The organism is Klebsiella sp. P1954, from assembly GCF_018199955.1.
In the GTDB taxonomy this organism is placed as follows: Bacteria; Pseudomonadota; Gammaproteobacteria; order Enterobacterales; family Enterobacteriaceae; genus Klebsiella; species Klebsiella pneumoniae.
This window is the reverse complement of the sequence record NZ_CP073373.1, coordinates 928,551-942,281: the sequence shown is the minus strand read 5'-3', so window position 1 is coordinate 942,281 and position 13,731 is coordinate 928,551. Positions and strand designations below refer to the sequence as shown.

Genomic DNA, 13,731 nt, shown 5'->3' with positions numbered 1-13,731 from the left:
GGAAATAACCATGAAAACAATCGCTATTGGTGCGGATGATGCCGCCTATGCTTTTCGCGATTCCATCGTCGCTTATTTGAATGGGTTGGGAATTAACGTCGCGGATTACAGCAGCGATAAACGCCAGGGGAGTACCGTTTATCCGGATGTTGCCCATGCGGTGGCGATGTCGATTAAACAGGGCGAACACGAGCGTGGGATCCTGATCTGCGGTACCGGCATTGGGATGAGTATTGTGGCCAATAAAGTCCCCGGGGTCCGCGCCGCACAGTGTCACGATACCTTCTCCGCCGAGCGAGCGCGTAAAAGTAACAACGCGCAGATTATTACCCTTGGCGCGCGGGTGATTGGCGCTGAGCTGGGCAAAAAAATTATTCAGGCGTGGCTTGAGTCCGAATATGAGGGCGGCGGATCCGCGCCCAAAGTGGAACGTATTGATTATTACGAACACCAGCATGCCAGAGATTAATCTCCGCAGTCGTAAGATAAGGAACAGATGATGAGCCAGTTAGACGAACTGAAAAAATACACCACGGTTGTTGCTGATACCGGCGATATTGAATCGATTAAAAAGTTTGCACCCCAGGATGCGACCACCAACCCCTCGCTGGTGCTGAAGGCCGCGCAGCTGCCGCAGTATCAGCCGCTGATTGCCGATGCGATTGGCAAGGCACGCCGCCAGGGAGGCAGCGCAGAAACGCAATTGATTAACGCCTGCGATCAGGTGGCAGTGGATATCGGCAGCGAGGTGCTGCGCCATGTGCCCGGGCGTATCTCCACCGAAGTGGATGCCCGCTTTGCCTGGGATCGCGGGATGTGCGTCGCGAAGGCGCGCAAGCTCATCCAGTTATATGAAAAAAATGGCATTGGTCCCGAGCGGATTCTAATTAAGCTCGCCGCCACCTGGGAGGGCATTCGCGCTGCCGAAGAGTTGGAGCAGAGCGGTATAAACTGCAACCTGACGCTGCTGTTCTCTTTCGCTCAGGCCCGGGCGTGCGCCGAAGCGGGCGTCTTTCTCATCTCGCCCTTTGTGGGCCGCATCTACGACTGGTATCAGAAGCACCAGCCGCAGTCAGCCTATCAGGTGGACAGCGATCCGGGCGTGGTCTCTGTGCGCCAGATTTATCAGTATTACAAATCTCATGGCTATGACACGGTGGTAATGGGTGCCAGCTTCCGTCGAATTGAGCAGATCCAGGCGCTGGCGGGCTGCGATCGCCTGACCATCTCTCCGGCACTGCTGGACGAGCTGGCGGCCAGCGAAGGAGTGCTGACCCGCCAGTTGACTCCCGGCTGCGTGACGGAAACCCGTCCCAGCCCGATGACGCAGGCGGAGTTCCTCTGGCAGCATCATCAGGATCCCATGGCAGTGGAAAAACTAGCGGAAGGGATCCGACTGTTTGCTGTCGATCAGGTGAAACTGGAACAACAGATTCAGCAGATGTTGTAATCCGCGGGGATAAAGACTGATGAAAACGACAAATACCACTCGCCGCCAATGCGCCAACGCGCTGCGCGCCCTGAGCATGGACGCTGTACAGAAAGCCAAATCTGGCCACCCGGGGGCCCCGATGGGTATGGCTGACATTGCCGAAGTGCTGTGGCGTGATTTCCTGAACCATAACCCGAACAATCCGGCCTGGGCTGACCGTGACCGTTTTGTGTTGTCAAATGGCCATGGTTCGATGCTGATTTACAGCCTGCTGCACCTCACTGGCTACGATCTGCCGATATCCGAGCTGAAAAACTTCCGCCAGCTGCACTCCAAAACCCCGGGTCACCCGGAAGTCGGCTACACCGCAGGCGTGGAAACCACCACCGGTCCGCTGGGCCAGGGTATCGCTAACGCGGTCGGGATGGCTATCGCCGAGAAAACCCTGGCGGCGCAGTTCAACCGTCCGGGACACGATATCGTCGACCACTACACCTACGCCTTCATGGGCGACGGCTGCATGATGGAAGGCATTTCTCACGAAGTGTGCTCCCTGGCCGGTACCCTGAAACTGGGTAAACTGGTGGCGTTCTATGATGACAACGGCATCTCCATCGACGGCCACGTTGAAGGCTGGTTCACCGACGACACCGCCAAACGCTTTGAAGCCTACGGCTGGCACGTGGTGCGCGGCGTGGACGGTCACGACGCTGACGCCATCAAACGCGCGGTAGAAGAAGCGCGGGCGGTCACCGACAAACCGTCCCTGCTGATGTGCAAAACCATCATCGGTTTCGGTTCGCCGAACAAAGCCGGCACCCACGACTCCCACGGCGCGCCGCTGGGCGACGCCGAAATCGCCCTGACCCGCGAAGCGCTGGGCTGGAAACACGCGCCGTTTGACATCCCGTCTGACATCTATGCCCAGTGGGATGCCAAAGAAGCCGGCCAGGCGAAAGAAGCGGCGTGGAACGAGAAGTTTGCGGCTTACGCCAAAGCCTTCCCGCAGGAAGCAGCCGAATTCACCCGCCGTATGAAAGGCGAGATGCCGTCTGACTTCGACGCGAAAGCTAACGAGTTCATCGCGAAGCTGCAGGCCAACCCGGCGAAAATCGCCAGCCGTAAAGCCTCGCAGAACGCCATCGAAGCCTTCGGCCCGCTGCTGCCGGAATTCCTCGGCGGCTCCGCAGATCTCGCGCCGTCCAACCTGACCCTGTGGTCTGGCTCTAAGCCGATCAACGAAGACGCTGCCGGGAACTACATCCACTACGGCGTGCGCGAGTTCGGTATGACCGCTATCGCCAACGGTATCGCGCTGCACGGCGGCTTCCTGCCGTACACCTCCACCTTCCTGATGTTCGTGGAATACGCGCGTAACGCGGTACGTATGGCCGCGCTGATGAAACAGCGTCAGGTGATGGTCTACACCCACGACTCCATCGGTCTGGGCGAAGACGGCCCGACTCACCAGCCGGTAGAGCAGGTGGCTTCCCTGCGCGTGACCCCGAACATGTCCACCTGGCGTCCGTGTGACCAGGTGGAATCCGCGATTGCGTGGAAATATGGCGTGGAGCGTCAGGACGGCCCGACCGCGCTGATCCTCTCCCGTCAGAACCTGGCGCAGCAGGAGCGTACCGCAGAGCAGCTGGCGAACGTGGCCCGCGGCGGTTATGTGCTGAAAGATTGCGCCGGCCAGCCGGAGCTGATCTTCATCGCCACCGGTTCAGAAGTGGAGCTGGCGGTTGCCGCATGGGACAAACTGACTGCCGAAGGCGTGAAGGCGCGCGTGGTTTCCATGCCGTCCACCGACGCGTTCGACAAGCAGGATGCGGCTTATCGCGAATCCGTACTGCCGAAAGCCGTGACCGCGCGCGTTGCCGTGGAAGCGGGTATCGCTGACTACTGGTTCAAATACGTTGGCCTGAACGGCGCTATCGTTGGCATGACCACCTTCGGTGAGTCTGCGCCGGCTGAGCAGCTGTTCGAGGAGTACGGCTTCACCGTCGATAACGTGGTTGCTAAAGCGAAAGCACTGCTGTAAATCCCCACCGCTATCGCCCGGCCCGAAGTCGGGCGATACGCTCTCTGAGTAATGATCTTCCGATCATGAGTTTGTCTTTTCCTTTCTGAACCATTTCCCACTCTATTTTGTGCGTGACCGCTGATTTCTGTACGTTTTTTTGTGCAGACCGGCAAATGTAGACCAGATTCAATAGGCGCCCGCACGATCGCGCCGCGCCCCTCGATTCCGCCGGACGTCTGTAAAGGAGACCCCGCCATGCCGTCACCGATGATTTATCAGGATCTCACCACTGCCGCGCTGCTCGGCCATGCAGCGCAGTATCACAGCGAGACCGAGATTGTCTCGGTGAGTACTGGCGGTGAGAAGGAGCGCAGCTGCTGGGGGGAGGTGGCCAGCCGTGCTCAGCGGCTGGCATCGGCGCTGGCGTCGCTGGGGCTGCCGCCGGGCGCCCGCTGCGCCACGCTGGCATGGAACAACCGCCGCCATCTGGAGATCTATTTTGCCGTCGCCTCCGGCGGCTGGGTGACGCACACCGTCAATCCGCGGCTGTCGGTTGACCATCTGCGGTATATCCTCAACGACGCTGCCGATGAAGTGCTGTTTTTTGACCAGACCTTTTTGCCGCTGGTAGCGCAGCTGCTGCCGCAGCTGCCGACGGTGAAACACGTCGTGCTGATGGAGTCCCGCAGCGAAGCGGCGCTCAGCCAGCTGCCCTCATTGCTGTTTTATGACGATCTGTTGCAGCAGGGGATGGCAGACTATCGCTGGCCGCAGCTCAATGAACTGACTCCGGCTTCGCTCTGTTACACCTCGGGAACCACCGGCCGGCCGAAAGGGGTATTGAACACCCATCGTTCGCTGGTCCTGCACGCCCTGAGCGGCAACCAGCCGGACGCCGCCGGCATATCGGCGAAGGACAGCCTGTTGCCGGTGGTGCCGATGTTCCATGTCAACGCGTGGGGGACGCCGTTTATCGCCGCCATGGTCGGCGCGCGGCTGGTGCTGCCGGGGCCGCACCTCGATGGCGACAGCCTGCTGCAGCTGCTGGCCGCCGAGAAGGTGACGGTGGGGTTTGGCGTGCCGGTGATCTGGGCCGGCTTGCTGGCGGCGATGCGCCGGACAGAGGTCCGGCTGCCTGAATTTAAACGTGCGCTGGTCGGCGGCTCCGCGCTGCCGCCGTCGATGGCCGAGGCCTTTCAGCGTGATTACGGCATTGCGCTGACCCACGCCTGGGGAATGACCGAAACATCGCCCATCGGCACCATCAACACACCGTTGAGCAAACATGACGCGCTCCCGGCACAGGAGCAGCAAAAGCAGCGCGCCGGTCAGGGGCGGCCCATTTTCGGCATCGAACTGCAGGTGGTGGACGTGGATGGCGAACCGTTGCCCCGGGATGGTCAAAGCCAGGGGTATCTGCAGGTCAGAGGGCACTGGGTGGTAGAGCAATACTATGGTCAGGACGCGAGCGCCCTGACCGCGGCAGGCTGGTTTGATACCGGTGATATCGGTACGCTCGACGCCAATGGTTATCTGGTGATCAGCGATCGGGCAAAGGATATTATCAAGTCCGGTGGCGAGTGGATCTCCACCGTTGAGCTGGAGAATATCGCCATCGCGCATCCGGGGGTGCGCAGCGCGGCGGCCATCGCCGCCCGCCATCCGCGCTGGGACGAGCGGCCGGTGCTGCTGTGCGTCCGTGCGGAAGGGGGCGAAGTGGAGGAGACCGATCTGCTGAGCTGGTTTGAGAAGCGGGTGCCTAAATGGCAGATCCCGGACCGGGTGATATTTGTCGATGCGCTGCCGGTCAGCGCCACGGGTAAGGTGCTCAAAAATCAGCTGCGCCAGGCCTACGGAGAGATTTTAATGAGTGAGGGAAAATGAGCCATGCGCGACCCGGTCTGACGACCTGTTCTCAGTATGATGCGGCCCTGCACGCCTTGTCGGCGGCGCGCCAGCGCTGGGCGGAAACCTCAGTGAACCGTCGTCTGGCGCTCCTGCGCCAGATCAAGGATGCCCTGGCCGGCATTGCCCCGGCGTGGGTGGCCGCGGCAGCGGCGGCCAAAGGGCTGCCGGCGGGCGATCCGCTGGCGGGGGAAGAGTGGCTGGCGGGCCCCTGCGCGCTAATGGTCGGCTGCAACGGGCTTATCGCCACCCTGGAGCAACTGGAGGAGAAGACCTTTCTGCGGCGGATCCCGCTGCGGACGCTGGCGGACGGCCGCCTGGCGCTGCGGGTGGTGCCCGGCACGCTCTGGGATCGGCTGCTTCTGTCTGGTGTTCGCGCTGAGATATGGATGCAGCCAGGCGTCACCCGGGCCCATCTCGACCGCTATGCGGCGCGGGCATACGACATCCCGCCTGCCGCGCGGCAGGGCAAGCTGGCGCTGGTGCTTGGCGCCGGCAATGTGGCCTCGATTGCGCCACTGGATGTGCTACACAAGCTGTTTATTGAGAATCAGGTCTGCCTGCTGAAGCTCAATCCGGTGAATGATTATCTGCACGATCTGCTGGCCCAGGCCCTGGCGCCGGTGATTGCCATGGATGCGCTCCGCATCGTCACCGGCGACGCCCGGGCGGGAGCGTGGCTGACTACCCATCCCGCTGTCGATGAGATCCATATCACTGGCTCCCGCGAGACCCATGACGTCATCGTCTGGGGCGAGGGTGAGACGGCTCGCCAGCGTCGGGCCGCCGGGACGCCGCTGAACCCGCGTCGGGTGACCTCGGAGCTGGGCGGCGTCAGCCCCACCATTATCGTACCCGGGCCGTGGAGCGAGGCGGACATCGCTTTTCAGGCGCAGCAGCTGGCGACGCAGAAGATGAACAACGGCGGGTTTAACTGCGTGGCCAGCCAGGTGCTGATCCTGCAGCAAGGCTGGGAGCCTGCGACGGCCTTGCTGAATCAGCTGTACCGACTGATCGCCGCGAATACCCGCCCGGACTACTACCCCGGCGCTGAAAACCGGCTGACCGACTTTCGCCTGCGCGCCCGTCAGCCGCTGGAGATAGCCCGCGGTGACGCGCTACCGTTGATTGTGGCGAATACCGACGATGATCCCGGGTTCTGCCAGCAGGAGGTCTTTGGCCCGGGGCTGTCGGTCACCCGTCTTGAGGCCGATAGTGCGGAAAGCTTTCTGCGCCAGGCGATCGGCTATGCGAATCAGCGGCTGCAGGGCACGCTGGGGGCCAATATTGTGATCCACCCGCGCACCCGCAAAGCGATTGGACGTAAGCGTTTTAATGCGCTGATCGCCGAGCTGCGCTACGGCACGGTGGCGATCAACTGCTGGAGCGGGGTGGCCTTCCTGTTAGCCCCTTGCCCGTGGGGAGCGTTTCCCGGCCACACGCTCGACGATATTCAGAGCGGGCGGGGCAAGGTGCATAACAGCTTTATGCTGGAGAAAACGGAGCGCACGGTGATTGAGGCGCCGTTTCGGCCGTTTCCGCGTAGTCTTTGGCATGGCGAACTGACGCTGATGCCCCTGCCGCCCTGGTTCATCACCCACCGGGGGCAGGAAGCGGTGGCGCAGCGGCTGGTGGATTTTTACCATCGGCCGCGCTGGCGCAAATTGCCGGCGCTCCTCTGGCGCGCGCTGCGGGGCTAAGGTGAGAGCAAAAAAAAGGGCGGAACCGCAGTTCCGCCCTGCGGGATTAACGGCCCGCTTTCAGCTTCTGGTAATACTCTTCATAAATGGTGCTGGCGCTGCCGACGTCATTCTGCCATTCGCCTTTCTCAATGGTTGCGGCGTCCGGATAGAGCGATTTATCGTTGGCCACTGCCGGGCTGAGCATCTTGCGCGCCGCAAGGTTCGGCGTCGGATAACCGATGGTTTCAGCGACCTGTTTGGCGACATCCGGGCGCAGCAGGAAGTTAATCAGCTTCAGCGCGCCGTCGACGTTTTTGGCGTTCGCCGGGATCGACAGGCTGTCCATCCAGAAGATGCCGCCCTCTTTCGGCCAGATCACTTCCAGCGGAGTACCTGCCTGGCGGGCGACGTAAGCCGAGCCGTTCCATACCATCCCGAGGTTCACTTCGCCTTCCATATACGGGTTCGCCGGGTTATCAGAGTTAAACGCTGCGACGTTGGGCATCAGCTTTTTCAGCTCGTTATAGGCGGCTTCAATCTCTTTCGGGTCGGTGGTGTTGCCGGAATAGCCCAGCTTACGCAGCGCCATCTGGAACACTTCGCGCGCGTCGTCGGTCAGCAGCAGGCTGCTTTTGTATTCCGGCTTCCACAGGTCGGCCCAGCTGGTGATAGTTTTCGGGTCAATCGCCTCGCTGTTGACGCCGATGGCCGTCGCCCCCCAGATATAGGGGATGGAGTAGTCGTTATTCGGATCGAACGGTTTATTCAGCATCTGCGGATCGAGGTTGCTGAAGTTAGTCAGCTTGCTCTTATCGATCTTCTGCAGCATACCTTCTTTGCGCATCTTGTCGACAAAGTAGGTCGACGGGACGACCAGGTCGTACGCGCCGTCTTTATAGGTTTTGAGCTTGGCGTACATGGTTTCGTTCGACTCGTAGGTCGAATAGATAACCTTGATGCCGGTCTCTTTGGTGAACTGCTCCAGCAGGCCCGGCGGCACATACTCGGTCCAGTTATAGAAATAGAGCGTTTTGCTATCGTCCGCGTGCGCAGCGCCCATGCCGATTGCCAGAGCGCTCGCCGCGAGCAGGTGGCGTGACCATTTTTTCATTTTAACGTCCCCTGAGTTTTATCACGTGCAATTAACTGACTGGCGATGACCATCACCAGCGACAGAACCAACAAAATCGTGGCCAGAGCGTTCACCTCTGGCGAAACGCCAACCTTGACCATCGAATAGATCTTCAGTGGCAGGATTTCATACCCCGGACCGGTCACGAACGAGGAGACTACCACGTCATCCATCGACAGGGTGAAGCTCAGCAACCACCCAGCGGCTACCGCCGGCAGGGCCAGCGGCAGGATAATTTTGCGCAGGATGGTCATCTCGCTGGCGCCCAGATCTTTCGCCGCCTCCAGCATCCGCACGTCAAAGCCTTTCAGGCGGGAGTAAACGGTGACCACCACAAACGGCAGGCAGAAGGTGATATGCGAAAACAGCAGCGACCAGAAACCAAGCTGGACGCCGATCAGCATAAACAGCACCAGCAGAGAGATGGCCATCACAATATCTGGCGACATCATCACCACAAACAGCATGCCGCTGACAAACGGTTTGCCGCGAAAGCGGTAACGGTACAGCGCCACGGCGGTCAGCGAGCCGATAAGGGTGGCGAAGGTCGCCGACAGCACCGCCATGGTCAGCGAGTGCTGGGCGGCCTGCAGCAGGCTATCGTTGTTCATCAGCAGGCTATACCAGTCGGTGGTGAACCCCTGCCAGTTGATGCCGAAGCGCGACCGGTTAAACGAGTTAACGATCAGAATAATAATAGGGATGTAGAGATACGCGTAGATGGCGGTCATAAAGCCGCCGCGCAGCAGTCGACCGATCATTCCAGTTCCACCTTTTTATTCAGCAGGCGCGCCGCGCGCCAGTAAATCAACAGCATCAGGCCCATCACCAGGGTTAAGGTAATGCTGGTTGCCGCGCCGAACGGCCAGTCACGGATATTGAGGAACTGGCTTTTGATCACGTTGCCGATCAGCAGGTTCTTGGCGCCGCCCATCAGGTCGGAAACGTAGAACAACCCCATCGCCGGCAGCATCACCAGCAGACAGCCGGCGATGATCCCCGGCATGGTCAGCGGGATGATAATGCGGATAAAGGTCTGCAGCTTGCTGGCGCCGAGATCTTTCGCCGCTTCCAGCAGCGGGCGATCCAGTTTCTCAATGCTGGAGTAGAGCGGCATCACCATAAACGGCAGCAGGATGTACACCAGGCCGATGATCACCGCCGAGGGGGTGAACATAATGCGTATCGGGGTGTCGATCACCCCCAGCCACAGCAGAAACTCGTTCAGGTAACCTTTAGTGCTGAGGAAAATCTTCAGCCCGTAGATGCGGATCAACGAGTTGGTCCAAAAAGGGACGATCAGCAGGAACAGCAGCAGGGGCCGTACCTTCTGCGGCAGCCGGGCGAGGAACCACGCAAACGGATAGCCCAGCGCCAGGCAGGCGAGGGTCGCCAGCAGCGCCATGTTTAGCGAATGCAGCAGAACGTCATAATAGAGCGGATCCAGTAGCCGCGAATAGTTATCCAGCGTGAAGACCAGTTTGACGAAGTTGGCATCGTCGCGGGTCAAAAAGCTGGTGGCGATGATCATCAGGTTGGGCAGGAAGACAAACAGCACCAGCCAACCGACGATAGTGGCGATCACCACATTCTGGAATTTACTGGTGTTCTTCATCGGCCAGCACCACCTCCCAGCTTTCCACCCAATTGATAGACATTTTCTGGTCAAGAGAGTGGTCGAAATCCGGGTCGTCTTCGTTAAAGAACTCGCTGACCATCACCATTTTGCCGTTCTCCAGTTCCACCACCGACTCCAGAGTCATGCCTTTATAGTTGCGCTCGCGGACATAGCCGATCAGGCCGTCGGCGTCGCTGTTATGGTGGATCTCGTCGACGCGCAGATCTTCCGGGCGCAGCAGGACATGCAGACGCTGGCCGGCCTCCACGGCAAAATTGACGGTGATGTTGCATTCCCGTCCTTCAACGCGGGCGCGCACGCGCTGTTCGTCGAGACGTTCAATTACCGTGGCGTCAAAGATATTGATCTCGCCGATAAAGCTGGCGACAAACAGGTTCTTCGGCTCTTCGTAGATCTCTCGCGGGGTGCCGTCCTGTTCGATTTTGCCATCACGCATCACCACGATGCGATCGGACATGGTCAGAGCCTCTTCCTGATCGTGGGTGACGAAGACGAAGGTGATCCCGAGCTTACGCTGCAGCGCTTTCAGTTCGTTCTGCATCTGCTTGCGCAGCTTGTAATCCAGTGCCGAAAGAGACTCATCGAGCAGCAGCAGACGCGGTTTGTTGACCACCGCGCGGGCGATGGCCACGCGCTGCTGCTGGCCGCCGGAGAGCTGGTGCGGTTTGCGCTGGGCAAACGCCTCCAACTGCACCATCTTTAAGGCATCCATCACCCGTGGGGTGATTTCCGCCGCCGGTGTTTTCTGCATCCGCAGGCCAAAGGCGACGTTCTCGAACACCGTCATATGCGGAAACAGGGCGTAGCTTTGGAATACGGTATTGACGTGGCGGTTTTCCGCCGGAACATGAGTGATATCGTGATCTTCGAGATGGATCCGTCCGCTGTCGACGTTTTCCAGGCCGGCAATAAGGCGCAGAACGGTGGTTTTACCGCAGCCAGAGGGGCCAAGCAGAGTGAGAAACTCACCATTGTTGATGGTCAGGTTAAGGTTGTCGATGACCGTTTTACCATCAAAGCTCTTGCGAATTCCCGCCAGATGCACCAGCGGCGAACGCGAACGCGGTTGTATATTCAATTTTTGACTCTGTCCCATGTAGACGCAACGGCAAATTTCCGGCCGCTGCGGGGTTTGTGATTAACCACCTTTGGGGTTGCACGTTTTTAATAAGGGCCAGCATTCTACGGCAAACGAGGGTAATCGCCAATCCTTGATACGCCCGCATAGTCTACCTTTACACCATAACGTCGGTTCCGTTATTAAATTTCGCTTTACGGGCTAAAAATGACCTGACGCAATATTTGTCTTTTCTGGCTTATGAATAATGTTGTCACAAAAGAAGAGGGTGGCTACATGGATAAATTGCTTGAGCGTTTTTTGCAGTACGTTTCTTTGGACACGCAGTCAAAGCCTGGCGTTCGTCAGGTCCCCAGCACGGAAGGGCAGTGGAAGCTGTTACGCCTGTTGCAGGCGCAGCTGGAAGAAATGGGACTGGTCAAGGTAACGCTGAGTGAAAAAGGGACGGTAATGGGAACTTTGCCCGCTAACGTTGAGGGCGATATCCCGGCCATCGGTTTTATCTCCCACGTCGACACCTCCCCGGATTTCAGTGGTAAAAACGTTAATCCGCAGATTGTTGAAAACTATCGCGGCGGCGATATCGCGCTGGGTATCGGCGATGAGGTGCTCTCCCCGGTGATGTTCCCGGTTCTGCATCAGCTTTTGGGACAGACGCTGATCACCACCGACGGGAAAACGCTGCTCGGGGCGGACGACAAAGCCGGCATTGCCGAAATTATGACCGCGCTGGCGACCCTGCAGGCGAAAAATATTCCTCATGGCGATATCCGCGTGGCCTTCACCCCTGATGAAGAGGTGGGTAAAGGGGCGAAGCATTTCGACGTCGAGGCCTTTGACGCCCGCTGGGCCTATACCGTCGACGGCGGCGGGGTCGGCGAACTGGAGTTTGAAAACTTCAACGCCGCCTCGGTGACGATAAAAATTGTCGGTAATAACGTGCACCCCGGCACCGCGAAAGGGGTGATGGTCAACGCGCTGTCGCTGGCCGCGCGCATTCATGCCGAAGTACCGGCCGATGAAGCGCCGGAGACCACTGAAGGCTATGAAGGTTTTTATCACCTCACCAGCATGAAAGGCAGCGTCGATCGGGCCGAGATGCATTACATCATCCGCGATTTTGACCGTAAGCACTTCGAGGCGCGCAAGCGCAAGATGATGGAGATCGCCAAAAAGGTCGGCAAGGGACTGCACCCGGACTGTTATATTGAGCTGGTGATCGAGGACAGTTATTACAACATGCATGAGCAGGTGATCGCCCATCCGCACGTGGTCGATATTGCCCGCCAGGCGATGGTGGACTGCGATATTGAACCGCAGATGAAGCCGATCCGCGGCGGCACCGACGGCGCGCAGCTGTCATTTATGGGACTGCCATGCCCAAACCTGTTTACCGGTGGCTACAACTATCACGGCAAACATGAGTTTGTCACCCTGGAAGGAATGGAGAAAGCGGTGCAGGTGATCGTGCGTATCGCCGAGCTGACGGCGGCACGCAAAGGGCATTAATCTTCTCAGGTGGCCCGGTAAGGCCGCGTGTCGGACAAGATGCCGGATGGCGGCTTCGCCTTATCCGGCCTACGGTCCAGCCGGTGAGCGCGGAACCCGTAGGCCCGGCAAGCGCAGCGCCGCCGGGCAGGATGATGGCTCAGTCGCCAAAGAACCAATAGCCGCTGTTGACCAGCGCTGCCAGCATGGCGAGGAAAGAAGGATCTTCCAGCGCATCGCCAAAATGGTCGGCGCGCAGCGTCAGATGGGTGGCTAAGGCGTCCAGCGCCGGACGGTGCGGGGAGTTGATCTTCTCGCCGTTAACGAATACCTCGCCGTCAATGCGCAGCACCCGCAGGCCGCCCAGGCGTTCCAGGGTATCGCCCTGCTGCAGGGCATCGTAAATCTCATCTGGCTGATACGGCGGCTCCGGCGGCGCGACGTCGAGCTCATGACGCGACTGGGTGATAAACTCGCCGAACCACTGCTTAAAGTGCTCCGGTTGGTTAATCAGACCCAGCATCATCTCGCGCAGGCGGTCGAGTTCGGTCGGTAAAATATCCGCCGGATGGTCGCGGGACGGCACGTCCGGATCGGCGTAGCGCTGGCTGCCCAGTTCGCGCTGGAGGACATAGTCGGCAAAGCCGCTAAACAGCTCGCGGGCATTCGGCGCGCGATAGCCGACCGAATAGTTAAGCGAGTTTTCCAGCGAATAACCCTCATGCGGGAATCCCGGCGGAATATAGAGAATATCGCCCGGCTCCATCTCTTCATCGATGATCGCCTCGAAGGGGTCAACCTGCAGCAGGTCCGGATGCGGGCAGTGCTGTTTCATCGGCACCTTTTCCCCAACGCGCCAGCGCCGACGGCCGGTGCCCTGAATGATAAACACATCATACTGATCCAGATGCGGGCCGACGCCGCCTCCCGGCACCGAGAAGGAGATCATCAGGTCGTCGATACGCCAGTCCGGCAGGGCACGGAACGGATGCATCAGCGCTGCGGACGGTTCATGCCAGTGGTTAACCGCCTGCACCAGCAGGGACCAGTTGTTTTCGCTCAGGTGATCGTAGCTTTCGAAAGGACCGTGACTGACCTGCCATTTTCCATCCTGATGGCTGACAAGGCGGCTATCGACCTCGCTCTCCATGGCCAGTCCTGCCAGTTCGTCCGGGCTTAGGGGGTCGATAAAATTGGCGAAGCCGCGCTTCAATACCACCGGCCGTTTTTGCCAGTAGCGTTCGATAAAGTCGGGCCAGTTAAGCGTTAATTGATAATCCATATTGATATTCCACTGCAGGTGTCTGACAGGGATTATAACGGATGCGGCGCCCTGGCGATGCAGGCGCCGT

11 protein-coding genes are annotated in these 13,731 nt (G+C 59.4%); 6 read left to right on the top strand and 5 right to left on the bottom strand.

Annotated features, from left to right (window positions below; all coding sequences use genetic code 11):
• Positions 1-10: 10 nt before the first annotated feature.
• The 5 genes from rpiB (at position 11) to KB890_RS04715 (ending at position 7,060) form a co-directional block, all read left to right on the top strand.
• Positions 11-469, top strand: coding sequence for a ribose 5-phosphate isomerase B (rpiB, locus tag KB890_RS04735; protein WP_004179338.1), 459 nt, complete (start codon positions 11-13; stop codon positions 467-469).
• A gap of 30 nt (positions 470-499) precedes the next feature.
• The gene (tal, locus tag KB890_RS04730) at positions 500-1,450 is read left to right on the top strand and encodes a transaldolase (protein ID WP_004147958.1); all 951 of its coding nucleotides are present in this window, start codon (positions 500-502) and stop codon (positions 1,448-1,450) included.
• A gap of 19 nt (positions 1,451-1,469) precedes the next feature.
• Positions 1,470-3,473: a transketolase gene (gene tkt, locus KB890_RS04725; protein ID WP_032408796.1), complete on the top strand. Its 2,004-nt coding sequence runs from the start codon at positions 1,470-1,472 to the stop codon at positions 3,471-3,473.
• A 237-nt stretch (positions 3,474-3,710) separates the two neighbouring features.
• On the top strand, positions 3,711-5,339 hold the full coding sequence (locus KB890_RS04720) for a long-chain fatty acid--CoA ligase (RefSeq protein ID WP_004183652.1): 1,629 nt from the start codon (positions 3,711-3,713) through the stop codon (positions 5,337-5,339).
• The gene (locus tag KB890_RS04715; protein ID WP_020324113.1) at positions 5,336-7,060 is read left to right on the top strand and encodes an aldehyde dehydrogenase family protein; all 1,725 of its coding nucleotides are present in this window, start codon (positions 5,336-5,338) and stop codon (positions 7,058-7,060) included. Before KB890_RS04720 ends, KB890_RS04715 begins: the two co-directional genes overlap by 4 nt.
• Positions 7,061-7,106: 46 nt before the next feature.
• Here KB890_RS04715 and potD read toward each other — a convergent pair whose 3' ends face one another.
• Genes potD through potA form a run of 4 tightly spaced genes read right to left on the bottom strand, consistent with a single transcriptional unit; the run spans position 7,107 to position 10,909 of the window.
• Positions 7,107-8,153, bottom strand: coding sequence for a spermidine/putrescine ABC transporter substrate-binding protein PotD (gene potD, locus KB890_RS04710; RefSeq protein WP_020324114.1), 1,047 nt, complete (start codon positions 8,151-8,153; stop codon positions 7,107-7,109).
• Positions 8,150-8,935 (bottom strand): spermidine/putrescine ABC transporter permease PotC, encoded by a 786-nt coding sequence (gene potC / locus KB890_RS04705; protein WP_004150813.1) that lies wholly within the window; start codon positions 8,933-8,935, stop codon positions 8,150-8,152. Before potC ends, potD begins: the two co-directional genes overlap by 4 nt.
• On the bottom strand, positions 8,932-9,789 hold the full coding sequence (gene potB / locus KB890_RS04700; protein ID WP_004150812.1) for a spermidine/putrescine ABC transporter permease PotB: 858 nt from the start codon (positions 9,787-9,789) through the stop codon (positions 8,932-8,934). The genes potC and potB overlap by 4 nt, the downstream gene beginning before the upstream one ends.
• Complete coding sequence (potA, locus tag KB890_RS04695; protein WP_004147966.1) at positions 9,773-10,909, bottom strand: spermidine/putrescine ABC transporter ATP-binding protein PotA; 1,137 nt, start codon at positions 10,907-10,909, stop codon at positions 9,773-9,775. Before potA ends, potB begins: the two co-directional genes overlap by 17 nt.
• Before the next feature lie 258 nt (positions 10,910-11,167).
• Here potA and pepT point away from each other — a divergent pair, with 258 nt between their 5' ends.
• Positions 11,168-12,400, top strand: a complete 1,233-nt coding sequence (gene pepT, locus KB890_RS04690) for a peptidase T (RefSeq protein ID WP_004150810.1) — start codon at positions 11,168-11,170, stop codon at positions 12,398-12,400.
• 139 nt (positions 12,401-12,539) lie between these two features.
• On the opposite strand, the gene KB890_RS04685 is transcribed toward pepT, so the two are convergent.
• Positions 12,540-13,661, bottom strand: a complete 1,122-nt coding sequence (locus tag KB890_RS04685) for a ribosomal protein uL16 3-hydroxylase (protein ID WP_004176560.1) — start codon at positions 13,659-13,661, stop codon at positions 12,540-12,542.
• Positions 13,662-13,731 lie beyond the last annotated feature (70 nt).

Coding starts and splice junctions, on each gene's coding strand:
- rpiB (WP_004179338.1), top strand. CDS start 11: ATGAAAACAATCGCTATTGGTGCGGATGATGCCGCCTATGCTTTTCGC.
- tal (WP_004147958.1), top strand. CDS start 500: ATGAGCCAGTTAGACGAACTGAAAAAATACACCACGGTTGTTGCTGAT.
- tkt (WP_032408796.1), top strand. CDS start 1,470: ATGAAAACGACAAATACCACTCGCCGCCAATGCGCCAACGCGCTGCGC.
- KB890_RS04720 (WP_004183652.1), top strand. CDS start 3,711: ATGCCGTCACCGATGATTTATCAGGATCTCACCACTGCCGCGCTGCTC.
- KB890_RS04715 (WP_020324113.1), top strand. CDS start 5,336: ATGAGCCATGCGCGACCCGGTCTGACGACCTGTTCTCAGTATGATGCG.
- potD (WP_020324114.1), bottom strand. CDS start 8,153: ATGAAAAAATGGTCACGCCACCTGCTCGCGGCGAGCGCTCTGGCAATC.
- potC (WP_004150813.1), bottom strand. CDS start 8,935: ATGATCGGTCGACTGCTGCGCGGCGGCTTTATGACCGCCATCTACGCG.
- potB (WP_004150812.1), bottom strand. CDS start 9,789: ATGAAGAACACCAGTAAATTCCAGAATGTGGTGATCGCCACTATCGTC.
- potA (WP_004147966.1), bottom strand. CDS start 10,909: ATGGGACAGAGTCAAAAATTGAATATACAACCGCGTTCGCGTTCGCCG.
- pepT (WP_004150810.1), top strand. CDS start 11,168: ATGGATAAATTGCTTGAGCGTTTTTTGCAGTACGTTTCTTTGGACACG.
- KB890_RS04685 (WP_004176560.1), bottom strand. CDS start 13,661: ATGGATTATCAATTAACGCTTAACTGGCCCGACTTTATCGAACGCTAC.